This is a genomic window from Pseudomonas sp. (assembly GCF_049300855.1).
In the GTDB taxonomy this organism is placed as follows: Bacteria; Pseudomonadota; Gammaproteobacteria; order Pseudomonadales; family Pseudomonadaceae; genus Aquipseudomonas.
Genome location: NZ_JBAQKH010000008.1, coordinates 145,192 through 170,053 on the forward strand (window position 1 = coordinate 145,192; position 24,862 = coordinate 170,053).

Below are 24,862 nucleotides of genomic sequence, written 5' to 3' on the forward strand. Positions count from 1 at the left end.
GAGCAACCCATCATGAAACGCCAATTACTGCTTAGTCTTACCCTCTCGATGCTGGCCAGCACTGCTTTCGCCCTGCCTGCTGCCGATCAAGCCACTCCCCAAGTCAAAACCAGCTACTCGGTGTTCAGCCAGACCGTAGCCGCTGATGGTTCCGACCACACCAAAGGCACCCTCGCTGAAGATGGCTACGACAAAACTCCACAAGGCCAATCGGTAGCGGAAAACGGTCGCAACCGTCTGGAAGAAAAAGGTCTGGTCGAAGACGGCTACGACAAAACTCCACAGGGCCAGGCTGTCGCCGAAAACGGTCGCAATCGCCTCGAGGAAAAAGGTCTGGTTGAAGACGGCTACGACAAAACCCCACAAGGCCAGGCTGTTGCCGAAGGTGGTGGTGACCGTGTGATCGAACGCAACAGCGCTGTGAGCTGAGCCCATGGTGGCCCAGAAAAAAAGCCCAATCGACGGATTGGGCTTTTGACTTTTCAGGTTCTGGTAAGAACCCCGTAAAAACCCTCGCTTTACTGCCCCGCCGTTCGACGCCGACAAAGCCGATTTGCTAGAGTGCGGCGCTTGTCCTGCCGAAGAACACACTCTGCGATGCTGCCCCGCGCCGAACAGAAACAACAAACCCGCAACGCCCTGATGGACGCTGCCCGCCACTTGATGGAGAGCGGCCGAGGATTCGGCAGCCTGAGCCTGCGCGAAGTGACGAAAACCGCCGGCATCGTGCCCACCGGTTTCTACCGGCATTTTGCCGATATGGACGAACTCGGGCTGGTGCTCGTCAGCGAGGTCGGCCAGACCTTTCGCGAGACCATTCGCCTGGTGCGCCACAACGAATTCGTCATGGGCGGCATCATCGATGCGTCGGTGCGGATCTTTCTCGATGTGGTCAGCGCCAATCGCTCGCAATTCCTGTTTCTTGCGCGCGAGCAGTACGGCGGCTCGCTGCCGGTGCGTCAGGCGATCGGGCGGCTGCGCGAGAACATCAGCTCCGACCTTGCTTCGGACCTGACGATGATGCCCAAACTGCAGCATCTGGACGCCGCCGGCCTGAGCGTGGTGGCCGACCTGATCGTCAAATCGGTGTTTGCCACCCTCCCCGACATCATCGACCCACCGCCCGAAGCCTTGCCGGAGCATCTGACGCCGCAGGCGAAGATCACCCAGCAACTGCGCTTTATCTTTATCGGCCTCAAACACTGGCAAGGGCTGGGCAGTACCGAGTAATTTCCCTTCGATTACTGACTCACCCTAATCCCCTGTGGGAGCGAGCTTGCTCGCGAAGGCGTCGTGTCAGTCAACATATATTTCTGACCCACTGCATTCGCGAGCAAGCTCGCTCCCACATTTGGTTCGGCGCATCGGCCTCCATTTGGTGCATGTAAAAATCTTCACGCACCAAAACATTTCAAAATTCCGCAACATCTTGAAACATCCACTACGCTCCGACAGGGATTTCCTACATCTCGTCCGATTGGCAAGCCCCTTGCTCTAACCCAATCATTGTCCATAGCTGGAAGTTTTCCGATGCTGGTGATTCACCGCAGAATCGACCCTCAACCCGTCTGGGCCGCCGAGTTGCACCTGACCTTCGAAGCGCGGAGCAAAAGCCGTCTGCGCTGTTTCAGTGCCGAGAGCGAAGACGTCGGGTTGTTTTTGGAGCGCGGCCAGCCGCCGCTGTATGACGGCGAATGCCTACAGGCTGAAGACGGCCGCATCGTCCGCGTCTGCGCCCGCCCCGAGCAATTGCTGCACGTCACCTGCGCCAACGCCTTTGAACTGACCCGCGCCGCCTATCACCTGGGTAACCGTCACGTTGCCCTGCAAGTCGGCGATGGCTGGTTGCGCCTGCTCGACGATTACGTACTCAAAGCGATGCTCGAACAGCTTGGCGCACAGGTCGAAGCCATTGAAGCGCCGTTCCAGCCGGAACACGGTGCTTACGGCGGCGGCCATCACCATTCACGCCACGGCGACGAAGACTTCAATTACGCGCCGAAACTCCATCAGTTCGGCGTACGCCTGTGAATCCGGCCTGGGCGCTGCTGCGCCTGGCCAGTCCGCAGTTGCCGATTGGCGGCTACAGCTATTCGCAAGGTCTGGAAATGGCGGTGGATAACGGCCGCGTGAACAATCCCGACAGCGCCCGGCGCTGGATCAGTGATCAATTGCTGCTCAACCTCGCCCGTTTCGAAGCGCCGCTGTTGCTGGCGCATTGTCAGGCCGCCGCCGACGAACAGTGGGCCGAGTTGCTCAGCCTCTGCGAAAGCCACCGCGCCAGCCGCGAGACTCGCGAACTGCATCTGGAGAGCCGGCAGATGGGCTACTCGTTGCAGCAACTGCTCAACGGCTTGCCGGAACTCGACGCGCCCGCCCGTGACTTTCTCGATCAATGCACTGAACCGCATCTGGCCCTGTGCTGGGCGCTGGCCGCGCGCGCCTGGGGCATCAGCCCGCAAGACGCGCTCGCCGCATGGCTGTGGAGCTGGCTGGAAAACCAGCTCGCGGTACTGATGAAAACCTTGCCGCTGGGCCAGCAAGCCGCCCAGCGCCTGACCAGCGAACTGCTGCCACTGCTGCAACAGGCGCAGCAGGACGCCAGCCGAATCCGTCCCGAACACATGGGCAGCGCCGCGTTCGGCCTGTCCCTGGCGTGCATGGCCCATGAGCGCCAGTACAGCCGTCTCTTTCGCTCTTAGGAGAAACAACCATGAATACCCAACCTCTGCGCGTCGGCATCGGCGGCCCGGTCGGTTCCGGCAAAACCGCGTTGACCCTGGCCCTGTGCCTGGCCCTGCGTGAGCGCTACAACCTCGCCGTGGTCACCAACGACATCTACACCCGCGAAGACGCCGATTTCCTCGTGCGCAACGAAGCCCTCGCGCCGGAGCGGATCATTGGCGTGGAAACCGGCGGCTGCCCGCACACGGCGATCCGCGAAGACGCCTCGATCAACCTTGAAGCGGTCGATCAACTGAACCGGCGCTTTCCGGGACTCGACCTGATTCTGGTGGAATCCGGCGGCGACAACCTCTCGGCGACCTTCAGCCCGGAGCTGTCCGACCTGACCATCTATGTCATCGACGTTTCCGCCGGCGACAAGCTGCCGCGCAAGGGCGGGCCGGGTATCTGCAAGTCCGACCTGCTGGTGATCAACAAGATCGACCTGGCGCCGCTCGTAGGTGCCTCACTGGAAATGATGGACAGCGATACAAAACGCATGCGCAACGGCAAGCCGTTCGTCTTCAGCAACCAGAAAACCGGTCAGGGCCTTGATGCAATCATCGCCTTCATCGAACGCCAGGGCCTGCTGACCGCAGCCTGATTGACTGATCAACAAGGAAGCTTATTCATGACACTTAAACGCATTCTGGGCGCCGTGGCGCTGCTGCTGACCCCCGCGCTGGCCTTCGCTCACCCGGGGCACGGCGACAGCGGTTTGATCGCCGGCATCAGCCATCCGATCGGCGGCCTCGACCATTTGCTGGCGATGGTGGCGGTGGGTTTGTGGGCCGCGCAGCAGCAAGGCGCCGCGCGCTGGGCGCTGCCGTGCACGTTCGTCGGCACCATGTTGATCGGCGGCATGCTCGGTTTTGAAGGGCTGGAGTTGCCGGCACTGGAAAGCGGGATTGCTGCGTCGGTATTGGCGTTGGGTCTCGCGGTGGCATTGGCTGTGCGTCCGCCGTTGGTCATGGCGGTGGTGGCGACGGCGGTGTTTGCGTTGTTCCACGGTGTGGCGCATGGCTTGGAGCTGCCGGACATGAGCAGCCCGTGGGCGTATGCCGCTGGCTTCGTTGTCGCTACCGCAGCCTTGCATGCGGCCGGTTATGCCGTGGTGCGTTTTCTGCCTCAGGCCGCTGCACCATTGGTGCGTCTTGCAGGTGCGGCTTCGGCAATCACAGGCGCCTGGCTGCTGGCGGGCTGATCTCTATCGCCTGGGGCGGCCTCATCGCTGGCAAGCCAGCTCCCACAGGTTATTGGGTAAGTCCACAATTGTGTGAACACCCAATATCCTTGTGGGAGCTGGCTTGCCAGCGATGACGGCCGATCAGACACCAAACCTCTAAAGCCCGCCGCTCTGCTACCATGTCGCGCAATCGCCCCAGCCCGTGACGACGTCCGCCCATGCCCCACGCTTCCCGCTCCACCACCCTGCCCGAATTGACCACCCTGTTCGATGATGTGCAACAGCACTTCGTCAACGTGATCGTGCCGCTCTGGCAAGGCCCGGGCTGGAACGCCGACATGGCGTTGCCCTTTGAGGCGCTGGACGCCACGCACCAGCCACTGCCACCGCAACGCTATCGGGCGATGGCCTGCGCTCGGCAGCTGTACCTGTTTTCCAGCCTGATCGGGGTTGTGGATAACGCTGAAGTCCGTGCGGCGGAGCTGTTCCGATCGCTGCAACGGCACTTTCATGATGCCGAGCATGGCGGCTGGTTCTACAGCATCGATGCGCAGGGCAAGCCGCTGGATCAGCGCAAAGACCTGTACACCCACGCGTTCATTCTGTTCGCCTGCGCGCATTACTGGGACAAGTCCCGCGATGCGCTGGTCGAGTCGACACTGAATGCAGCGCTGGAAATCATCGGCCGACGCTTTGCGACCGGCGATGGTTTGTACGAAGCTTGTCTGGAACGTGACTGGATCACTCTCGAAACCGGCCCGCTGCAGAATCCTCTGATGCATTTGGCAGAAGCATTCCTCGCCACGCTCGCCGTACGCGAAAATACCCAGACGCAAACCGCGTTGCTGGCGTTATGCACAGCCATGCACAAGCACTTCGTCGATCCGCAGCATGGCGTATTGATGGAGAAACCGCTCGGCGCTGTGGATAACTGGTATGAGCCGGGGCATCAGTTCGAGTGGTATTTCCTGCTCGAATCGTCGCCGTTGCTGCGTGGTTCGAAATTGCATGCGGCGCTTGATCGGGCGTTTGCGTTTACCGAGCAATACGGTGTGGTGCAGCCGTCCGGCGCCGTGCGGGCGATGCTTGATCTGGAACTGGACGGGCGCCCGAAAGATTCGACTCAGCGGATCTGGGCTCAGGCGGAATACCTGCGCGCGCTGACCTTGCGGCCGAACAGTGAAGCAGTGGTGCTGCGCCAGTTGCAGGCGTTGCAGCAGCGGTTTCTGCATGCCGGTGGCTGGCATGAGTGCCGCGATGAGTTGGGGGAGGTGAGCCGCAAGGACATGCCATCGACTACGCCGTATCACTTGGCGACTTGTTACCACGGTCTGGCTGAATATCTTCGCTGACTTATAGATCGCTTTCGCGAGCAAGCTCGCTCCCACAGTTGATTTGTGCTGCTCACAAATAGTGTGTTCGGCGCAATTCCAATGTGGGAGCGAGCCTGCTCCGGGCGGCGATCCGACGAATGGCCGTTATGCGGTCGCTAGGCGATCCACTTCTTGTCCCCGGTAAAGCTGATGGTCAACCAGCGCGCGGCATCCGGCTTGCCCAGCTTCGCCGAAATCTCCTCACGCAACGCATCCAGTTGCCCGACATGGCTCAGCGCATAATCCGCCGGCAACACCACATGAATCTCGATAAACCGCGCCCGCCCGTGCTTCTGCACGTACGACACGTAATCGTCGAAACCGTGTTCGGCTTGCGCCGCGTCCATCACCTGCCGTACCTGATCATCCAGCGTGTCCGGCGCGATCCCCAGCACATCGCGCAAGGCCGGGCGAAGGATCTTGAACGCTGGTGGCAACATGGTCAGGGCCAGCACGATCAGGATCAGCGGGTCGACATACACCGCCCACTGGCCATAACCCTGAGACTTGAGCAGCAACGCCGCGAGGAAACTGATCAACAGGCCCACGGACAGCATCGCGTCCACCAGCCAGCTGATGTTGTCGAACTGGATCAGGCTGGATTTGAGCGTGCGATTACGGTGGCGGACGTAGAAGAAGTAGGCGAATTCGACCACGGTAAACACCGCCGCATAAATGATCACCAGACCCAACTCGATCTCGCGGCCACCGTTGATGATGCCGAACACGCCATTGAGAAACGCGTAGATCGCAATCAGCATCAGAAAGCTGCCTTCGATCAACAGCACCATCGGCTCCAGGTGCCAGAAACCGAACTGGAAACGGTGGTTGCTTTGCTTGGCGATCAGCTTGGCGGTGATCAGCATCAACACCTTGATGAACGTTGCGATCAGCGAGAAAAAACCATCGAACAGGATGGATTGCGAACCTGAAACAAAACCGGTGACGATCCCGGCAATCGCCACCGCCAACATCAGAATGGTCGATTGTTTGAGCAGTGCCTGCTCACCTCGGTTACTCACTTTGACTCCTCGAAAAACCTTGAAAACCGCGGGGTGCGGTTGGGTTGTTGCAGGAGGAGTTTACCTTATCGGGATTTATTGCCTGTTATGGCCCCTTCGCGAGCAAGCTCGCTCCCACATGAGACCGCGATCAAATGTGGGAGCGAGCTTGCTCGCGAATGGCTTCAACGCGGTCTTAAGCCTTGTTCCGCTCAATGGCAAAACCAGCCCAGGTCTGGCTCACCGGCATCAATTCCAGGCTATTGATGTTGATGTGCGCCGGCGCATTCATCACCCAGAAAATCGTCTCGGCGATGTCCTGCGGCTGGATCGGCTCAGCCCCTGCGTAAGTCGCGTTGTAACGCTCCTGATCGCCGGCAAAACGCACCAGCGAGAACTCGCTTTCGCACAGGCCTGGCTCAATGTTGCTGACGCGCACGCCGGTGCCTTGCAAGTCGCAACGCAGGTTCAGTGAGAACTGTTTAACGAACGCCTTGGTCGCGCCATACACGTGGCTGCCCGGATACGGATAGTTACCGGCGATGGAGCCGAGATTGACGATACCGGCGCCACGGCCATGGGCGATCAGGCGCGGTAGCAGCAGGCGGGTTGCGTACATCAGGCCTTTGACGTTGGTGTCGACCATGGTGTCCCAATCGTCCAGATCGCACTTCGGCGCCGGGTCCACGCCCAGCGCCAGACCTGCGTTGTTGATCAGGCCACGCAGCTTGGCGAACGATGGCGGCAGGTTGGCAATCGCCTCCTCCATCGCCTTGCGATCACGCACATCGAGCACCAGACCATGCACTTCGGTCTGTTTCGACAGCTCGGCGCACAGCGCGTTAAGGCGTTCTTCACGACGACCGGTCAGCACCAGTTTCCAGCCTGCCTCGGCAAAACGGCGGGCACAGGCTTCACCAAAACCGGACGTCGCGCCGGTGATAAACAGGGTGTTGGACATCGTGTTCTCCTTGCTTCGGCCACCGGAGCAGCCCTTGGAATAGAAAATCAGCAGGCAGCATGCCCGGCCCGGCACTCACGGGCAACTGCTACAAAGTGTACAAAAAACAACCAACCCCGCCGACACCATAGCCACCGTGGCCTGTAGCCATGTGCACGCATGTTATCCACAGTCCCTTCCACAGTTTCCGGGGGCAACTGGAAACGTGCAAAGCCGCGCCACACAAGGCTTTGCGGGGAAAATAGAAAGTTTTTTGCTTGACCCTGAAGTGGCGGATGTGCCGGAGATGGCATCTTGCACGACTGCCCGGTCAGCACAGTGATTGCGCAAGGCCAGTCATTACGGCCCTCAGCGCAGTCTTTCCAGAGTTTAGTCACAGACTTATCCACAGGCTTGTTCACCCGGAAGCGCTGCTGTCCGCGGCCCTATAAAAAGGTTGACAACATTGACTTCAAGCCCCGCCAAAATGCCTGATCAAAAAACAACCACGCACTTGCAGGCCACGTTTTATATGGCGTGCAGCCACATACACCCACGTTATTCACAGCCAGCTCCACAGCAAACGGGGACAAGTCAAAACTGTGGAAAAACAGCCATTTGCAGCGTCTATATGTCGCGCTTTGGCAGCTTGGGGAATTTGTTTTCCACAATTCCACTGAAGGTCACCGTTTGACCTGTGGGAGCTGGCTTGCCAGCGATGGGGCCGTCACTCCCTGCATCAGGGTTGAATGATCAACCGCTATCGCTGGCAAGCCAGCTCCCACAGGGATTGAGGTGGGTTTGAGATGCAAAAAGCCCCGGGACTCGCGTCGCCGGGGCTGTGTATAACGCTGGAAAAAATCAGTGCCCGCCCAGATAGGCGTTACGCACCTCCTCATTCACCAACAGTTCTTTACCCGTACCGGTCAGGCGAATCTCGCCGTTGACCATCACGTACGCCCGGTCAGACAGCTTCAGCGCATGGTTGGCGTTCTGCTCGACGAGGAAAATCGTCATGCCGGTTTTCGCCAGTTCACGCAGGGTCGCGAAAATCTGTTTCACCACGATCGGCGCCAGGCCCAGGCTCGGCTCGTCGAGCAGCAACAGCTTCGGCCGGCTCATCAACGCGCGCGCAATCGCAAGCATCTGCTGCTCACCGCCGGACATGGTCATCGCCCGCTGTGTGCGCCGCTCCTCCAGCCGTGGAAACAGCGTGAACATGCGCTGCATGTCCTCTTTGGCGTACTTGTCGCCAATCGGGATGGTGCCCATCAGCAGGTTTTCCTCGACGGTCATGTCGGGGAACACCCGCCGCCCTTCCGGCGATTGCGCGATGCCGTGGGAGGCGATGTAGTGCGAAGACTTCTGGGTGATGTCGACGCCCTGATAAATAATCTGCCCGCCGGCCGCCCGTGGCTGGCCGAAAATCGACATCAGCAACGTTGATTTACCGGCGCCGTTGGAGCCGATCAGGCTCACGGTCTCCCCCTCGTTGATCTGCAGCGAAACACCTTTGAGCGCCTGGATCGGTCCGTAGAACACGTCGAGGTCTTTGAGTTCGAGGATCGGTTGCGTCATACCAGTTCCTCTTCGTCGGCGCCCAGATAGGCGGCAATCACTTTCGGGTCGTTACGGATGGCTTCAGGCCCGCCTTCGGCAATCACAATACCGTGGTCCAGCACCACGATGTGGTCGGAAATACTCATCACCATGCCCATGTCGTGTTCAATCAGCACCACGGTCAGATCGTGCTCGTCGCGCAGCAGCCGGATCATCGCGCTCAGCGCTTCGGTTTCCTGAGGGTTGAGGCCAGCGGCCGGTTCGTCGAGGCAGATGATCTGCGGCCGCGTGCACATGGCCCGGGCGATTTCCAGACGGCGTTGCTGGCCGTAGGAAAGTTCACCGGCGAGACGGTTGGCGCAGTCGACCAGATCGACCACTTCCAGCCAGTAGAACGCGCAGTCCAGCGCATCGCTTTCAGCCTTGCGATAGCCCTTGGTGTTGAGGATGCCGGCGAGCATGTTGCGGTTGACCCACATGTGCTGCGCCACCAGCAGGTTTTCCAGCACCGACATTTCCTTGAACAGGCGAATGTTCTGGAAGGTCCGGGCCAGGCCTGCGCGGTTCACCAAATGTGTGCCACCGAACATCTTGTAATACAGACGACTGAGGAAGGATTTCGGCGAGACGAAGTCGGTCGGTTTGAACGACTCGCCCAGCAACTGGATGACGTTGGTCTGCTGGCCACGCACGTTGAGTTCGATCTTGCCGCCAGTGGCTTTGTAGAACCCGGTCAGGCAGTTGAACACCGTGGTTTTGCCGGCGCCGTTGGGGCCGATCAGGGCGAAGATCGAGTTGCGTTTGACCTTCAGGCTGACATCGCTCAAGGCCTTGATGCCGCCAAAGTGCATCATCAGTTTTTCAACAGAGAGTACGACTTCACTCATGGCGCAGTCCTCTCATAGTGAATGGCACCTTTGCGTGGAGTGACCCCGGTACGGCTGATGCGGATCAGCCCGCGTGGTCGCCAGATCATCATCAAGACCATCAGGATGCCGAACAGCAGCACGCGATATTCGGCAAAGCCGCGCAGCAGTTCCGGGGCGACGGTGAGCACGAATGCCGCGATCACCACGCCGATGGTCGAGCCCATGCCGCCGAGTACGACGATGGCGAGGATCAGTGCCGATTCGAAGAAGGTGAACGAGGTCGGGTTGACGAAGCCTTGGTAGGTGGCGAAGAACACCCCGGCCAGACCCGCCGTCGACGCACCGATGGTGAACGCCGAAAGCTTGACCAGCACGTGGTTCAGACCCATTGAACGGCAGGCGATCTCATCTTCACGCAAGGCTTCCCAGGCGCGACCGACCGGCATTTTCACCAGCCGATGCTTGATGTAGAGCACGGCCAGCACCACCAGGAACAAGACTGCGTAGATGAAGTAGTACTTCACGTCCGGGTTGTAGGCGATGCCGAAGAACTCATGGAACGGCACCCCGCCATCCTTCGCCCGCTTGCCGAACTCCAGACCGAAGAACGTCGGCAGTGGCGCCGGCATGCCGTTCGGGCCGCCGGTCAGGGATAGCCAGTTGTTGAGGATCAGGCGAATGATTTCACCGAAGCCCAGGGTCACGATCGCCAGATAGTCGCCATGCAGGCGCAACACCGGGAAACCGAGAATGCAACCGGCCAGCCCCGCAGTGATCGCCGCCAGCGGCAGCACGGTCCAGAAACCCAGACCGAGGTATTGATAACCCAGCGCCAGACCGTAGGCGCCGATGGCGTAGAACGCCACGTAACCGAGGTCGAGCAGGCCAGCCAGACCGACCACGATGTTCAATCCCAACCCCAGCAACACGTAGATCAACCCGAGGATGACCACGCCCAGCAGATAGGAGTTGGAAACGAACGGCACGATGACCGCCAGCACAATCAGCAGCGGGATGATCCAGCGCAGGCTCGATTTATGGTCGCTTGGCAGTACATGCACACCGGAACCGGTGCTCTCGAATCCGTCGAGAATTTTCAGCCCCTTGGGCGTTTGCAGGAACAGGCTGAGGAGGAAACGGCCAATCATGACGATGCCGATGATCCACGCCACGCGGGTCGGTTCGAGATTGAAGCTGTACCCCTCAAGGACGACACCGACAATCGGCCCGAAAACGATCAGGGCAATCAGGCCGGCAAGAATCGCCTCAACCAGGCTTTTTTTGACATCAATGCTTTTTTGGGTGGTTGAAGACATCGCTTACACCTTCGACACAAGAGGACGGCCCAACAGGCCCTGCGGCCGGAAGACCAGAACAAGTACGAGCAGCGAGAAGCTGAACACGTCTTTGTAGTCGGAGTTGACCAGACCGGAGAACAGCGACTCGGAGATGCCGAGGATGATCCCGCCCAGCATCGCGCCCGGCAGCGAACCAATCCCGCCGAGTACCGCGGCAGTGAAGGCCTTGATGCCGATGACGAAGCCTGCGTAGAAGTCGAACGTGCCGTAGTTCATGGTGATCAGTACGCCGGCCAGCGCCGCCATGGCTGCACCGATGATGAACACGTAAGAAATAACACGGTCGGTGTTGATCCCCAGAATCGAGGCCATCTTGCGATCTTGTTGGGTGGCGCGGCACATGCGGCCGAGTTTGGTGTACTTGATGATATAGGTCAGCAGGCCCATGCCGACGAACGCGGCGACCAGAATGAACACCTTGGTGTAGGTGAGCTGGACGAAACCGGTGCCGATGTCGATGCGCCAGGCACCGGTGAGCAGCGTGGGAACACCCTGTTGACGGGCGCCCTGGCTGATCTGGGCATAGTTTTGCAGAATCAGGGAGATACCGATGGCGCTGATCAGCGGTGCCAGTCGGGTGGAATTGCGCAGGGGTCTGTAAGCGATGCGTTCGATGACCCAGCCATACACCCCGGTGACGATGATGGTGAAGACCAGTGTGCCGAGCATCAGCAGCGGAAAGGATTCGATACCGAAGTAAGCCAGCAGAGCGAGACTGATTGCCGCCAGGTAAGCGGAAATCATGTAAACCTCGCCGTGGGCGAAGTTGATCATGCCGATGATGCCGTAGACCATTGTGTAGCCGATGGCGATCAGGCCATAGACCGACCCGAGGGTCAGGCCGTTGACCAGTTGCTGCAGGAAAATACCATCCATAACGCAATCTCACGCAGTGAGAACCTGCACACCTGTGGGCGTGCGGCTCTTCTAGGAAAAATACAGATTTACGTCGGAGCAATGTCAGAGCGCGATTTACCCGATCACCCCAAACCCTGTGGGAGCTGGCTTGCCAGCGATAGCGGTGGATCAGCCGAAATGAGTGTCGACTGAGCTGACGCCATCGCGGGCAAGCCCGCTCCCACAGTTACTGATGTGGGATCAGTTGATCGCGTCAGCCCTTACTTCTGTTTTTCCAGCTGGTGGTATTTGCCGCTGGCGTCCCACTGGTACACCACGTAATCAGAGACTTTCAGGTCGCCCTTCTTGTCCCAGGCTTTCTCGCCCATGACGGTTTTCACCGGGTTGGCTTTCAGCCACTCGGCGGCTTTCTCGCCACTGTTGGACTTGGCGCCATTGAAGGCGGCGGCCAGGGTCTGCACCGAAGCGTAGGCGTACAGGGTGTAGCCTTCAGGCTCGGTGCCGGCTTTGCGGAAGGCATCCACTACCGTTTTACTTTCTGGCAGCAGACGCGGGTCGGCGCCGAAGGTCATCAGCACGCCGTCAACGTATTGCGGGCCGCCAGCAGTGGTCACCAGTTCGTCGGTAACGATGCCGTCATCGGACATGAATTTCACGTCTTTCAGGCCTTCGGTACGCAGTTGTTTAACCAGTGGACCGGCTTCCGGGTGCAGACCGCCGAAGTAAACGACGTCGGCACCGGCGGCGCGGATTTTGGTGACCAGGGCGCTGAAGTCTTTCTCGCCACGGGTCAGGCCTTCGTAGATGACCGGGGTCACGCCGCGCTTGATCAACTGCGCCTTGGTGGCATCCGCCAGGCCTTGGCCGTAGGTGTCTTTGTCGTGGATGACCGCGACTTTCTTGCCCTTGAGCACATCGACGATGTAGTCGCCGGCGACGATGCCTTGCTGATCGTCACGCCCGCACATACGGAACATGGCGCCCAGGCCACGCTCGGTCACTTGTGGGTTGGTGGAACCCGGAGTGATCGCGATGACACCGGCTTCGTCATAGATTTCCGAGGCCGGGATGGTGGAAGAAGAGCAGAAGTGACCGACTACGCCAGCGACTTTCTGGTTGACCAGGTCCTTGGCGACCGTCACGGCCTGCTTCGGTTCGCAGGCGTCATCGCCCTTGACCAGTACGATTTTTTCCCCGTTGACGCCGCCTGCCGCGTTGACCGCATCCGCCGCTGCCTGTGCACCCTTCATGTACTGCTCGCCAAATGCCGCGTTGGCGCCAGTCATTGGACCCGCTACACCGATTTTCACATCAGCTTGAGCAAACGCAGAAACACCCAACGCAGTAGCCACTGCGAGGGCCAGAAAGCCTTTCTTGTAAAACGTCTGGGACATGAGGTGGTGCTCCAAGGTTTTTTTTAGTTGGCACTGCGACTTCACTTCAATGAATGCTGTGAGCAAGGGCCGTGCCATCGGTTTTTTATTCTTCAAAAAGTCGCTGCTTTCTTGTTATTTCGACTGTTTCGTTCCCATTTTCATTGGGCGTGCAACCGTCTAAACCGCGGAAGGTGAAACCATTTATTTTTTCAGGCGCAACCCGCACGCGCCATCATTGCAACCGCGGCGCCAAACGACGTGCAACCAGCCTGTAACAGCCCGCGTCACCGAACTGCACACTGCTGGTGCGGGACTGCTACAACCCGCACCATTACAGGCTAGTCGCTACGTGAAAAAGCGCCGCTTCCGGCAACATATTTCAACACTCAAATCACAATGCGCAGGCACTGGCCCGCGTGATACAGCGAGAACCCGGCCTCGTACAGGCAACTGCGCAGACCCACACCCGCCAAGGGCTGCATCGGTGCAAAAGGAATCGGCAGGGCCTGTGGATTGCCGTTACACAAGTAGTCGGCGAAGGCTTTGCCAACCACGGTGCCAGTGGTCACGCCCCGGCCGTTGTAGCCGGTGACGGCCACCAGTCCCGGCGCCGGTTCGAACAGGCGCATGAGGTGATCGGGGGTAAATGCAATTCGCCCGGTCCAGGTGCATTCCCACTCGACGGGTTTCAGATTGGGGAAGTAATGCTGCTGCACGCGATCGGCCCAGGCCTTGAGAAACCAGGTCGGTTTCTGATTGCCGTTGCCCAAGCTACCCAGCAATAACCGCCCTTCTTTGTCGCGGCGGATGCTGCTCAGCACTTGCCGCGTATCCCACGAACCTTGCCCGCCCGGGAGGATTTCCTGCGCGGCGTCTTCGGTCAGCGGCACCGAAGCGACCTGATAGTAGTAACCGGGGAAGAAGTTGCGCTTGAGTTCGGTCCAGTCGCCTTCGGTGTAGGCGTTGGAGGCGATGACCACTTGCTCGGCCAGCACCGACCCGTGCTCGGTCTGCACCGACCATTTTGCGCCCTGACGTTCAAGGCGAGTGACCGGGGAGTGATCGAACATTTGCCCGCCGAGACCGATCACAGCATTGGCCAGCCCGGTGACATAAGCCATCGGGTTGAGCGTGCCAGCGCGACGGTCGAGCAACGCAGCGGCGATTTTTTGCGTACCGGTGGCCTGTTCGCACGCCTTGCCGGTGAGCAGTTCAACCGGTGCGCCACGGCGTTTCCATTGCTGTTCACGACTGCGCAGATCCGCCTCACCCTTGGCGTTGTGCGCCATGTGCAGCGTGCCTTCGCGGCGCAACTGGCAATCGATGTTGTACTTGTCCACAAGGCTGAACACCAGTGCCGGCGCCGCCCCAAGCATGCGGTTGAGCTGACTGCCGACCGCTTCGCCGAAACCAGCCTCGATCTCGTCGGGCGGGATCCACATGCCGGCGTTGACCAGCCCGACGTTGCGTCCGGACCCGCCATGGCCGGCGCGATGGGCTTCCAGCACGCAGACGCTTTTGCCTTTTTCCAACAGATGCAGCGCCGCCGACAACCCGGTGAACCCGGCGCCGATCACGCAGACATCGACGTTGACTTCGCCCTTGAGCGCGGTGTTATCCGGCCTTTGTGGCGTGAGTTTTTCCCACAGACATTCTTCGCGTAACGGCATTGCCAGACTCCAACAGAAACCTAACAAACACTGCAAAATGATCGTTCCCACGCTCTGCGTGGGAACGATCGATCTCCACCAGTCAGTCGAAGGTGATGCCCTGCGCCAGCGGCAGTTCCAGCGAGTAGTTAACGGTGTTGGTCTGGCGGCGCATGTACGCGCGCCACGCATCGGAACCGGACTCACGACCGCCACCGGTTTCCTTCTCGCCACCAAACGCGCCACCGATCTCGGCACCGCTCGGACCGATGTTGACGTTGGCGATGCCGCAGTCGCTGCCGACTGCCGACATGAACTGCTCGGCTTCGCGTACATCGGTGGTGAAGATGCACGACGACAAACCTTGCGGCACCGCATTGTTCAGGCGCAACGCTTCCTGGAAATCACTGTAACCAACCAAGTACAGAATCGGCGCGAAGGTTTCGCTGCAGACCACGTCGCTCTGCTCAGGCATTTCAACGATGGCCGGCGAAACGTAATAAGCATTGGGGAACTGATCTTCGAGCTGACGCTTGCCGCCGAACACCCGACCGCCCTCGCTCAACGCCTGCTCCAGTGCGTCCTGCATGTTTTCGAAACTGTGCTTGTCGATCAGCGGGCCGACCAGATTGCCTTCCAGCGGGTTGCCGATGCGCACTTTCGAGTACGCAGCTTTAAGGCGGGTGACGATCTCTTCCTTGACCGACTCATGGGCGATCAACCGACGTAATGTGGTGCAGCGCTGACCCGCAGTACCGACGGCGCTGAACAGAATCGCGCGTACCGCCATGTCGAGATCGGCGCTCGGGCCGAGGATCATCGCGTTGTTGCCGCCCAGTTCGAGAATGCTGCGGGCGAAACGTGCGGCGACTTTCGGCGCCACTTCACGGCCCATGCGCGTGCTGCCGGTGGCGCTGATCAGAGCGACACGCGGGTCGTCGACCAGTGCTTCACCGGCATCGCGACCACCGATGATCACTTGGCAAAGGTTCGCTGGGGCATCGGTGAAGTTCTTCACCACACGGTCGAACAATGCCTGACAGGCCAGTGCGGTCAGTGGGGTTTTCTCCGACGGTTTCCACACCACCGGATTGCCGCAGACCAGCGCCAGCGTGGTGTTCCACGCCCACACCGCGACCGGGAAGTTGAACGCGCTGATCACCCCGACCACGCCCAGCGGATGCCAGGTTTCACGCATGTGATGGCCAGGGCGCTCGGAGGCGATGGTCAAACCGTACAACTGGCGGGACAGGCCGACGGCGAAATCGCAGATGTCGATCATCTCCTGCACTTCACCCAGCCCTTCCTGAGTGATCTTGCCAGCCTCCCACGACACCAGTTCGCCCAGATCAGCCTTGTATTCACGCAACACTTCACCGAATTGACGCACCAGTTCGCCGCGACGCGGCGCCGGCACCTTGCGCCACTGCTCGAACGCATGATCTGCGCGACTGATGTGCTGCTCGACTTCGGCCGGGCCTTCCCAGTTGACGGCGGCAATACGGCTGCCGTCAATCGGCGAATGCACCGGCACTTTGCCGTTCTGGTAAAGGGCCGGGTTCACCCCTAGACGATCAAGCAATGCGGCAACCATGGGTCACTCCTCAAGCAAAAAACTGAAAGTGTGCGGACGCTTTTTCGCGCCCGGGCAGGCCTTTAGTTGTAGCGTCACAATGGCGAGGCAACAAACGACCTTTACGCGAGATATCATTCCGTTTATTCATGCAGCGCTAGAAAGACAAGAAAAGGATCGGTCATGCTGAACAAACGCCACTTGCCTTCGATCACCGCCCTGCAGTGCTTCGAGGCCGTGACCCGGCACTTGAGTTTCACCCGCGCCGCCGAGGAACTGAACCTGACCCAAAGCGCGGTGAGCAAGCAGGTCGCACAGCTTGAAGAACTGCTGCAGCACCTGTTGTTCCGCCGCGTGCGCCGGCGTTTGCAGATGACCCCGGCCGGGGATTTGTACTTGGTTGAAGTACGAAAAATTCTCTCGCAAGTGGAGATGTCGACGCATTACCTGCGTTCCTACGGCGGTGAGACTGAAGTCCTGCGCGTATCGACGCCATCGACCTTCGGCGCGCGCTGGCTGGTGCCGCGCCTGAAAGGCTGGCGGCTACGTCATCCTTCCATTCATTTGGACCTGTGCAACGAGCAGGAAGCCGATGATCTGCTGCAAGGGCGCAGCGATCTGGCGTTCTATTTCGGTCAGGGCTCGCGGCCCGGCACTGAATGCCTGAAATTGTTTGGCGAAGAGCTGGTGCCGGTGTGCGCGCCGGGCAGCCTGCCGGATAAGCCGTTTACTGATCCGACGCAACTCACCGATCTGGTCCTGCTGCAAAATGCCTCGCGCCCGCAGGCCTGGCACGACTGGTTCGACAGCCAGGGTTACCAGACCGAACACAGCTACCACGGGCCACGTTTCGAAACCTTTTATATGTGCATCCGCGCCGCGCAGGTAGGTTGTGGTGTAGCGCTGTTGCCACGGTTTCTGGTGGAAGAGGAATTGGCTGACGGCAAACTGGTCATTCCCTGGGAGCATGCAATGCCCAGTTCCGACGCCTATTACCTGGCGTACCCGGAGCATGCGGCGGAAGTGCCGAAGGTGCGGGATTTTGTGAAGTGGATGCTGGAGCAGATCGACAATCCCTGACTTCTCTGGAGGAGCAGCCTGGTTTCACTCGACATCGAATGCGCGAGTTTATCAGCCGATAACAAACAGGCCGTCAACAATCTGAGCCTGGCCGAGACGAGCGCGCAAATCGTCATCGATAGCGCAATCATCAGGCGCGTACAACCGAACGCGGCGATAGGCGTCTATCCGATCGATTTCCTGTCCCAGATATTCCCATACAACCCTCGAGCACGCGGGGGCACGATGATCCGCAGCAGACACACCCATCTTCAAACCATTGAGTCGTGTAATGCAGCTTTTGAAACTTGGGATGAGAATGGTCTGGCTGATTTCGTTGGACGTATGCGATTCATAATCAATGAAAAACAAACGGTCCCGCAGGTAGTAAGCAATACCCAAATATTGATACTGCTCAAAGCCCGCCACTGCTCCAGCTATCTGTAAGCGCTCGTTTCGTTCATAGATCACGTCATCGCCCTCCCCCCGCACATGCACAAGCGAGCACAGAATGGAGCCGGGGTCGGTCATTGCGTGGTAATACTCGTAGTAATAGCCGATATGTGCTTTCAGCTCTGCTGACGATTTTTGGCGGAGATGCTCATGCATCATCTGTGGTGCCGTCACTTTACCCAACGCCTGATTCTTACTGTTCTTAATGCCTATCAGTGTGATGAATTGCTCACTCGGCAGTCCGATTTCAAATTCTTCCACACCAAAAAAATCGCAGATCCTCTTTAAATTAAAAGGTGTCGGCGTACTTTTCCCACAAAGATACTTATTGAATTGCCCACGATTAATTTGAATATTCCTACAAACATCCGCGACAGATCTGTAGTGACTACACAGCAGTCTCAAATTCGCCGATAAAAACTCACACATACAACGACCTAACATAAATCAAGAAGCGCCAACCATAGCAGCAACTCGCATCACATTTAAGCAACTTGCGAAATTGCATCGAATGAAATATCACTGGATATTACGACTCCTGAATGACTTCAGGACTGACGACACTATTAATTCGCCAGCACTCTAAATAGCAAGGAGCTTTGAATGCTAGACGTCATCAATGACTTTCTCTCGGGCAAGGTATTAATACCTTTAGTGCTTGGGCTAGGGAGCTATTTCACTGTCCGGTCAAGATTTGTCCAGTTCAGATACTTCTCCCATATGTTCGGCGTTTTACACGGCAGTTGGCGCGCAGGCAGCCATCAATTGAGTTCATTTCAGGCACTGACACTCAGCCTTGCAGGACGTGTGGGTACTGGCAATATCGTTGGCGTCGGGATCGCAGTCAGCATGGGTGGGCCTGGCGGCGTATTCTGGATGTGGATGACTGCGCTGTTGGGCATGTCGAGCAGCCTTTTCGAATGTACGCTGGGTCAACTCTACAAGCGCAGCGATGGTAACGGTCTCTATAGAGGGGGGCCATCGTGGTACATCCAACACGGTCTGGACAAGCGCTGGCTCGGGATGATCGCCGCTGTGCTTCTGCTGGTGACCTTCGGGTTCGCAATCAATGGCCTCGAGTCCCACGCGGTAGCACACTCGCTCAAGGATGCGTTTGGTCTGCCGCCCATGTACTCAGGACTCGCGCTTTCTTTGATGCTGGGAGTCGTCTTCATCGGCGGGATAAAGCGCATAGCAACAGTTGCCGACCTTCTCGTTCCGCTTAAGGTTCTCGCCTACATCGGCGTGACCGTCTATGTGCTCGTTCTGCAATTCGATCAAGTTCCGGCAATGCTGATCACCATTGTCAAAAGCGCATTCGGTCTGGATCAGGCGTTCGGCGGCCTGGTTGGCAGTGCAATCATCATGGGCGTCAGACGCGGAGTATTTTCCAACGAAGCAGGCTTGGGCAGCGCCCCTAATGTTGCGTCAGTCGCGAAGGTCGGCCACCCGGTTGCGCAAGGCGTCGTACAGGCATTGAGTGTTTTCATCGATACATTCGTCATCTGCACATGCACTGCACTACTGATTTTGCTATCCGGTTTCTACACCCAGGGATTTGAAGGCGACGGGATTGCTCTGGCACAAAACTCGCTGGCAGCCGTCGTGGGGGAATGGGGACGAATGTTTATAAGCGTGGTACTGGCGTTGTTCGTATTCACGGCAATGCTTTACAACTATTACTTGGGAGAAAACAGCTTACGATTCATGTTCGGCGCTCCGAAAAAGTCGTTGATTATCTATCGTCTGCTGGTTTTGTTTTTAGTGTTCTGGGGCTCCATCGAAGATCTGTCCACTGTTCTGGCTTTTGCAGACATAACCATGACCTTACTGGCACTTGTCAATCTGATAGCGATGGCGCTGCTGTTCAAGATATGCCTGCGTCTTTTGCAGGATTACGACGAACAACGTCGCGCTGGAATCAAGGCACCTGTTTTCGATTCCAGTCTGTTTCTTGATCTGGACCTGGACCCTGAAGCGTGGCCACCACGGACTGCCGGCCCAGGAACGACGAGCAATAGCCAGCCCGCTCCCACCTCGGGAGTCATCAAGCCGCCAGTTAAAGCTTAAACAGTATAAATACAGAGCCATTCACCCAGTGGGGGCTCTGCATACTTCAAATAAAAAAATCTCCACTGTTTCATTTAAAGAACAATAGATTCTTCGACCTATCACATCTAAAAACCAAAGGATGTTATTCCATGAATCGTTTCTATCCGCTCAAAGCGAACGCAACCATTATCCCTACCTTTTTTATAGACTCACACGCCGCACCTGATCAGTTATTTGAAGACGCTTGTTTCAGAATCCGCGCCGCCACCCGTCTTTTGGAGACTTACACATCAGTCACGATCAAAGACACCAACGACTCTGACTTTTACCGACTGATACTACCTGCCTATGTTTTACTTCAGGACGGCGTTGATACGCTGGAACAGATCTCCTTCAAGGGCGGTCTCCTCCATGTATAAGATTGCCACTCAAGAGATGATCAGAGCAGCGATGATCAAAGCGGTTGAAACAAAGCTGATCCCAAGACACACACTACTCGCCGAGTATTTAAAGAGCTGGGAGCAACTTGAACAAATCCTTCACGCCGCGCTCGCAGTGCAACCGAAAATGAATAATTTTTGCGGGTTGAGATGTATGGCCACAGAGGATCTTTCACCCGAGAGCAAAAAAGCGCTGGCAATCCCCACCGTTGATATGCGCCACTAGCGCCATTGATTGAGACCGCGCACAGGCGCGGCGCACCTGGAGACCCCGTTATGAGCGAGAGTGTGTTTGCCGATCGCATCGTGCAGAACCTGCTCGACACCGACTTCTACAAATTGACGATGATGCAGGCGGTGCTGCACAACTACCCTAACGTCGAAGTCGAATGGGAGTTTCGTTGCCGTAACAGTGAGGATCTGCGCCCGTACCTGGCCGAGATCCGCTATCAGATCGAGCGTCTGGCCGAGCTGAGCCTGAGCGCCGATCAATTGAGTTTTCTTGAGCGCATCAGCTTCCTCAAGCCGGACTTCCTGCGTTTCCTCGGGCTGTTCCGCTTTAACTTGCGCTACGTGCACACTGGCATCGAAAACGGCGAACTGTTTATCCGCCTGCGCGGGCCGTGGCTGCATGTGATCCTCTACGAAGTGCCGCTGCTGGCGATCGTCAGCGAAGTGCGCAACCGCTATCGCTATCGTGAAACCGTACTGGAACAGGCGCGCGAACAGCTCTACCGCAAGTTCGACTGGCTGACCGCCAATGCCTCGGCCGACGAATTGTCGCAACTGCAAGTAGCCGATTTCGGCACCCGACGCAGGTTTTCCTACCGCGTGCAGGAGGAAGTGGTGAACGTGCTCAAGCACGACTTCCCCGGGCGTTTCGTCGGCACCAGCAACGTGCATCTGTCGCGCGAACTGGACATGAAGCCGTTGGGCACCATGGCCCACGAATGGATCATGGCGCACCAGCAACTCGGCCCACGGCTGATCGACAGTCAGATCGCCGCGCTTGATTGCTGGGTTCGCGAGTACCGCGGTTTGCTGGGGATCGCCCTCACCGACTGCATCACCACCGACGCGTTCCTCGGCGATTTCGATCTGTTCTTCGCCAAGCTGTTCGATGGCCTGCGCCATGACTCCGGCGATCCTGTGGTGTGGGGCGAAAAGTGCATCGCGCACTATCACCAGCTCGGCATCGACCCGATGAGCAAGACCCTGGTGTTCTCTGACAGCCTGACCTTGCCCAAGTCACTGGAGATCTTCCGCGCGCTGCATGGTCGGATCAATGTCAGCTTCGGCATCGGTACCAACCTCACCTGTGACATTGCGGGTGTTGAACCGATGAGCATCGTGCTTAAAATGACTGCCTGCAACGGCCAACCGGTGGCGAAGATCTCCGACGAGCCAGGCAAGTCCCACTGCAAAGACCCGAATTTCGTCGCCTATTTGCGACACGTGTTTCAGGTTCCTGCCGATCCCCGTCTATCTAGCAAGGAGTGAATTCATGCAAGCCGTACAGCGTGAGATTGCGCAGCAGCTCAAGGTGCAAGCGCCGTTCGCCGACTACAAAGCGCTGCAAGCCGAAGTCGCCCGGCGCATTGCCTTTATTCAGGATTGCCTGGTCAATTCCGGGCTCAAGACGCTGGTGCTGGGCATCAGCGGCGGCGTCGATTCGCTGACTGCTGGCCTGTTGGCCCAGCGCGCGATGCGTGAGCTGCGCGACCGGAGCGGCGACAACAGCTACAAATTCATCGCCGTGCGCCTGCCGTATGAAACTCAGTTCGATGAACACGACGCTCAGGCCTCGGTGGATTTCATCGCTCCAGACGAACGCCACACGGTCAACATCGGCCCGGCGGTGAAATCGCTGGCCAGTGAAGTCGCAGCGTTTGAAGGCAAGCATGCGGTGTCGGTGGACTTTGTGCTCGGCAATACCAAGGCGCGGATGCGCATGGTCGCCCAGTACACCATCGCCGGCGCGGCGCACGGTCTGGTCATCGGCACCGACCATGCGGCGGAAGCGGTGATGGGCTTCTTCACCAAGTTCGGCGACGGCGCCTGCGACCTGGCACCGCTCAGCGGTCTGGTGAAGAATCAGGTTCGCGCGATTGCCCGCAGCTTTGGTGCGCCGGAGTCGCTGGTCGAGAAAATCCCGACGGCGGATCTGGAAGACCTGTCGCCGGGCAAACCCGACGAAGCGTCCCACGGCGTGACGTATGCCGAGATCGATGCGTTCCTGCATGGCGAACCGGTGCGTCAGGAGGCGTTCGACATCATCGTCGCGACCTACAACAAAACCCATCACAAACGCGTGATGCCGTTTGCGCCGTAAGCGCTGATGGCATGAAAAAGCCCGCTGAGGAGTGATCCTCAGCGGGCTTTTCTTTGGCCATTGCATTCACTGATGCCGATGGCTCCTTCGCGAGCAAGCTCGCTCCCACATGGTTCGCTGTCGGACACAGCATTTGTGAACAACTGAAACCTGTGGGAGCGAGCTTGCTCGCGAAGAACGATGACGCGATTGGCCTGCTTACTTAACGGTAATGGTGCCTTTCATCATCGAGATGTGGCCAGGGAACGAGCAGAAAAAGCCGTAGCCGCCATCAGCAATCTTCGCCACGTCAAAAGTCAGCGAGTCGGTTTCCTTGGCGCCAATGATCTTGGTGTGAGCGATGATGCGCGCGTCACCTTCCGGCAGGTAGTTCTTGTCGATACCGGCGGCCAGGCCTGCGGTAGCGATCGGCTGCATGTCAGCTTCTTTGCTGATCACCAGGTTATGGCCCATCACGTTCTTCGGCAGGCTGCCGGAGTGGGTCAGTTCGACGGTGAAAGTCTTGCAGCTCTTGTCGATCACGATTTCCTTGGTGTTGAAGGACATCTGATCGGTGGAGTCAACGGTGGTTTTGCACTCGGCAGCCATCAATTGGCTGCTGGCCAGCGCCAGCAGGGATACCGCAACAACTTTGGAAAACATGGTGAATCTCCAAGGCAGGGTTAACAAAAACACGAATGGTAGAAAGACTGCCTGAAATCTTCGCAAGTTCCTATGACTTGAGTCAAAAATTGTATACAACTTTCAGGCTATGACACTCATCGACACAATCTAACGGCCAGCTTCCCCGGCCCGCTCTATGATCGGCGCATCTACTGAGACGGAGTGCCTGTCATGTTCTTTAACGGTCTGTTGTGCAGTTTGCTCGCCGCCTACGCCTGTGGCGCCAGCGGTACCTTTGAATCACCGGAACGCGAAGTTTAGCCCTTGGATCGAGGCGTGCCAGCCATTACCCTGTGACGGATTGACCCAGGAGGAAGGCATGTCTCTGAAATCCGTTTGTGTATTTTGCGGTGCCAACGCCGGCACCATCCCGGCGTATACCGAAGCGGCCGTCGCCCTTGGCCGGGCCTTGGCTGAACGCAAGTTGACCCTGGTCTACGGCGGTGGTGCTGTGGGCTTGATGGGCATTGTGGCCGACGCCGCGCTGGCCGCTGGCGGCGAAGTGATCGGCATCATCCCGCAGAGTCTGATGGACAAGGAAATCGGCCACAAGAGCCTGACGCGTCTGGAAGTGGTCGATGGCATGCACGCGCGCAAGGCGCGGATGGCGGAGCTCAGTGATGCGTTCATCGCCCTGCCCGGCGGCCTCGGCACGCTGGAAGAGCTGTTCGAAGTCTGGACCTGGGGCCAGCTCGGCTATCACGGCAAACCACTGGGTCTGCTCGAAGTGAACGGTTTTTACAGCAAACTCACTGCTTTTCTTGACCACATCGTCGGCGAAGGCTTCGTTCGCGCGCCACACCGTGACATGCTGCAAGTGAGCGAATCGCCGCAAACGCTGCTCGATGCCCTGGATAACTGGAAGCCGACCGTCACGCCAAAATGGGTCGACCAAAAACCCGGCTAACCACCGGGCACCGATACAGGGCAGAATACGCGCCGCTCAACCTCACCTTCGACCAAGAGGAACGCCCATGGCCAAACCCAATTACTCCTTCGCCAAACGTCAACGAGACCTGGCAAAGGAACAGAAGAAAGAGGAAAAGCTTCAGCGCAAGAAGCAAACCGCTGAAGAAGCAGCACTGAACCCTGAGGGTGAAGTGGCAACGGAAGACGATGTTGATGCAACTGAAGCAACCGATGCACCGAAAGATCAGGCGCCTGACGCCTGAGCCCCACCGGGTTTGATGATCGAATCAGACCCAGCGGATTTGTGACGGGGCTGGCGGTTTCACTGCCGGCCCTCACAGCCCTTGCCTCGAGTACACCCCAAATCCCTTGCAGGAGTGAGCCTGCTCGAGAAGGGCACCCCCCATTCCAAAATTGGAAAAGCAGGCATAAAAAACCCGGCCGACAATGGGCCGGGTCAAGAAGACGGTGGCTATATCACTTTTGT

26 protein-coding genes are annotated in these 24,862 nt (G+C 58.2%); 15 read left to right on the forward strand and 11 right to left on the reverse strand.

Annotation, left to right across the window (positions count from 1 at the left end; genetic code table 11):
* Positions 1–12 precede the first annotated feature (12 nt).
* From WA225_RS02715 to WA225_RS02745, 7 genes are all read left to right on the forward strand, one after another.
* Positions 13–429 carry a hypothetical protein gene (locus tag WA225_RS02715; protein ID WP_008086187.1) on the forward strand — a complete coding sequence of 139 codons (417 nt, stop codon included), beginning with the start codon at positions 13–15 and terminating at the stop codon, positions 427–429.
* A gap of 168 nt (positions 430–597) precedes the next feature.
* Complete coding sequence (locus tag WA225_RS02720) at positions 598–1,230, forward strand: TetR family transcriptional regulator (protein ID WP_422606772.1); 633 nt, start codon at positions 598–600, stop codon at positions 1,228–1,230.
* A gap of 300 nt (positions 1,231–1,530) precedes the next feature.
* Positions 1,531–2,031 (forward strand): urease accessory protein UreE, encoded by a 501-nt coding sequence (gene ureE, locus WA225_RS02725; protein WP_160055397.1) that lies wholly within the window; start codon positions 1,531–1,533, stop codon positions 2,029–2,031.
* Positions 2,028–2,702 carry an urease accessory protein UreF gene (locus tag WA225_RS02730; protein WP_422606773.1) on the forward strand — a complete coding sequence of 225 codons (675 nt, stop codon included), beginning with the start codon at positions 2,028–2,030 and terminating at the stop codon, positions 2,700–2,702. Before ureE ends, WA225_RS02730 begins: the two co-directional genes overlap by 4 nt.
* 11 nt (positions 2,703–2,713) lie before the next feature.
* Positions 2,714–3,328 carry an urease accessory protein UreG gene (ureG, locus tag WA225_RS02735; RefSeq protein ID WP_135843456.1) on the forward strand — a complete coding sequence of 205 codons (615 nt, stop codon included), beginning with the start codon at positions 2,714–2,716 and terminating at the stop codon, positions 3,326–3,328.
* Between the two features lie 27 nt (positions 3,329–3,355).
* Positions 3,356–3,928, forward strand: a complete 573-nt coding sequence (locus tag WA225_RS02740) for a HupE/UreJ family protein (protein WP_422606774.1) — start codon at positions 3,356–3,358, stop codon at positions 3,926–3,928.
* Between the two features lie 200 nt (positions 3,929–4,128).
* Complete coding sequence (locus WA225_RS02745) at positions 4,129–5,262, forward strand: AGE family epimerase/isomerase (RefSeq protein WP_422606775.1); 1,134 nt, start codon at positions 4,129–4,131, stop codon at positions 5,260–5,262.
* A 137-nt stretch (positions 5,263–5,399) separates the two neighbouring features.
* Here the strand turns inward: WA225_RS02745 and WA225_RS02750 are convergent, their stop codons facing one another.
* The 9 genes from WA225_RS02750 to WA225_RS02790 form a co-directional block, all read right to left on the reverse strand.
* The gene (locus tag WA225_RS02750; RefSeq protein ID WP_422606776.1) at positions 5,400–6,305 is read right to left on the reverse strand and encodes a cation diffusion facilitator family transporter; all 906 of its coding nucleotides are present in this window, start codon (positions 6,303–6,305) and stop codon (positions 5,400–5,402) included.
* 175 nt (positions 6,306–6,480) lie between these two features.
* Positions 6,481–7,245, reverse strand: coding sequence for an SDR family oxidoreductase (locus WA225_RS02755; protein WP_007915905.1), 765 nt, complete (start codon positions 7,243–7,245; stop codon positions 6,481–6,483).
* 840 nt (positions 7,246–8,085) lie between these two features.
* Complete coding sequence (locus WA225_RS02760; RefSeq protein WP_008078275.1) at positions 8,086–8,802, reverse strand: ABC transporter ATP-binding protein; 717 nt, start codon at positions 8,800–8,802, stop codon at positions 8,086–8,088.
* On the reverse strand, positions 8,799–9,671 hold the full coding sequence (locus WA225_RS02765) for an ABC transporter ATP-binding protein (protein ID WP_422606777.1): 873 nt from the start codon (positions 9,669–9,671) through the stop codon (positions 8,799–8,801). The genes WA225_RS02760 and WA225_RS02765 overlap by 4 nt, the downstream gene beginning before the upstream one ends.
* Complete coding sequence (livM, locus tag WA225_RS02770; protein WP_422606778.1) at positions 9,668–10,969, reverse strand: high-affinity branched-chain amino acid ABC transporter permease LivM; 1,302 nt, start codon at positions 10,967–10,969, stop codon at positions 9,668–9,670. Before livM ends, WA225_RS02765 begins: the two co-directional genes overlap by 4 nt.
* A 3-nt stretch (positions 10,970–10,972) precedes the next feature.
* Complete coding sequence (locus WA225_RS02775; protein ID WP_422606779.1) at positions 10,973–11,887, reverse strand: ABC transporter permease subunit; 915 nt, start codon at positions 11,885–11,887, stop codon at positions 10,973–10,975.
* 242 nt (positions 11,888–12,129) lie between these two features.
* A complete protein-coding gene (locus WA225_RS02780) occupies positions 12,130–13,263 on the reverse strand; it encodes a branched-chain amino acid ABC transporter substrate-binding protein (RefSeq protein WP_422606780.1) in 1,134 nt (377 codons plus the stop codon).
* 368 nt (positions 13,264–13,631) lie between these two features.
* The gene (locus WA225_RS02785) at positions 13,632–14,915 is read right to left on the reverse strand and encodes an NAD(P)/FAD-dependent oxidoreductase (RefSeq protein WP_422606781.1); all 1,284 of its coding nucleotides are present in this window, start codon (positions 14,913–14,915) and stop codon (positions 13,632–13,634) included.
* Positions 14,916–14,997: 82 nt separating this feature from the next.
* Positions 14,998–16,488 (reverse strand): aldehyde dehydrogenase family protein, encoded by a 1,491-nt coding sequence (locus tag WA225_RS02790; RefSeq protein WP_422606782.1) that lies wholly within the window; start codon positions 16,486–16,488, stop codon positions 14,998–15,000.
* 162 nt (positions 16,489–16,650) lie between these two features.
* On the opposite strand from WA225_RS02790, the gene WA225_RS02795 reads away from it, so the two are divergent.
* On the forward strand, positions 16,651–17,547 hold the full coding sequence (locus WA225_RS02795) for a LysR family transcriptional regulator (protein WP_422606783.1): 897 nt from the start codon (positions 16,651–16,653) through the stop codon (positions 17,545–17,547).
* A 51-nt stretch (positions 17,548–17,598) separates the two neighbouring features.
* Here WA225_RS02795 and WA225_RS02800 read toward each other — a convergent pair whose 3' ends face one another.
* Entirely contained in the window at positions 17,599–18,408 is an 810-nt protein-coding gene (locus tag WA225_RS02800) for a helix-turn-helix domain-containing protein (protein WP_422606784.1), read from the reverse strand.
* Between the two features lie 174 nt (positions 18,409–18,582).
* Between WA225_RS02800 and WA225_RS02805 the strand changes: the two genes are divergently transcribed.
* The 5 genes from WA225_RS02805 to nadE all read left to right on the forward strand — a co-directional run bounded on the left by WA225_RS02805 (position 18,583) and on the right by nadE (position 22,803).
* Complete coding sequence (locus WA225_RS02805) at positions 18,583–20,049, forward strand: alanine/glycine:cation symporter family protein (RefSeq protein WP_422606785.1); 1,467 nt, start codon at positions 18,583–18,585, stop codon at positions 20,047–20,049.
* 131 nt (positions 20,050–20,180) lie between these two features.
* The gene (locus WA225_RS02810; protein ID WP_422606786.1) at positions 20,181–20,450 is read left to right on the forward strand and encodes a hypothetical protein; all 270 of its coding nucleotides are present in this window, start codon (positions 20,181–20,183) and stop codon (positions 20,448–20,450) included.
* Positions 20,443–20,697, forward strand: a complete 255-nt coding sequence (locus tag WA225_RS02815) for a hypothetical protein (RefSeq protein WP_422606787.1) — start codon at positions 20,443–20,445, stop codon at positions 20,695–20,697. Before WA225_RS02810 ends, WA225_RS02815 begins: the two co-directional genes overlap by 8 nt.
* A 50-nt stretch (positions 20,698–20,747) precedes the next feature.
* Positions 20,748–21,971: a nicotinate phosphoribosyltransferase gene (gene pncB, locus WA225_RS02820; protein ID WP_422606788.1), complete on the forward strand. Its 1,224-nt coding sequence runs from the start codon at positions 20,748–20,750 to the stop codon at positions 21,969–21,971.
* A 4-nt stretch (positions 21,972–21,975) separates the two neighbouring features.
* Positions 21,976–22,803, forward strand: coding sequence for an ammonia-dependent NAD(+) synthetase (gene nadE / locus WA225_RS02825; RefSeq protein ID WP_422606789.1), 828 nt, complete (start codon positions 21,976–21,978; stop codon positions 22,801–22,803).
* A gap of 198 nt (positions 22,804–23,001) precedes the next feature.
* Here the strand turns inward: nadE and azu are convergent, their stop codons facing one another.
* Complete coding sequence (azu, locus tag WA225_RS02830; RefSeq protein WP_008078296.1) at positions 23,002–23,445, reverse strand: azurin; 444 nt, start codon at positions 23,443–23,445, stop codon at positions 23,002–23,004.
* A 340-nt stretch (positions 23,446–23,785) separates the two neighbouring features.
* Between azu and WA225_RS02835 the strand changes: the two genes are divergently transcribed.
* Both WA225_RS02835 and WA225_RS02840 read left to right on the forward strand, forming a co-directional pair.
* A complete protein-coding gene (locus WA225_RS02835) occupies positions 23,786–24,373 on the forward strand; it encodes a TIGR00730 family Rossman fold protein (protein ID WP_422606790.1) in 588 nt (195 codons plus the stop codon).
* A 67-nt stretch (positions 24,374–24,440) separates the two neighbouring features.
* On the forward strand, positions 24,441–24,638 hold the full coding sequence (locus tag WA225_RS02840) for a hypothetical protein (RefSeq protein WP_122593797.1): 198 nt from the start codon (positions 24,441–24,443) through the stop codon (positions 24,636–24,638).
* Positions 24,639–24,862 lie beyond the last annotated feature (224 nt).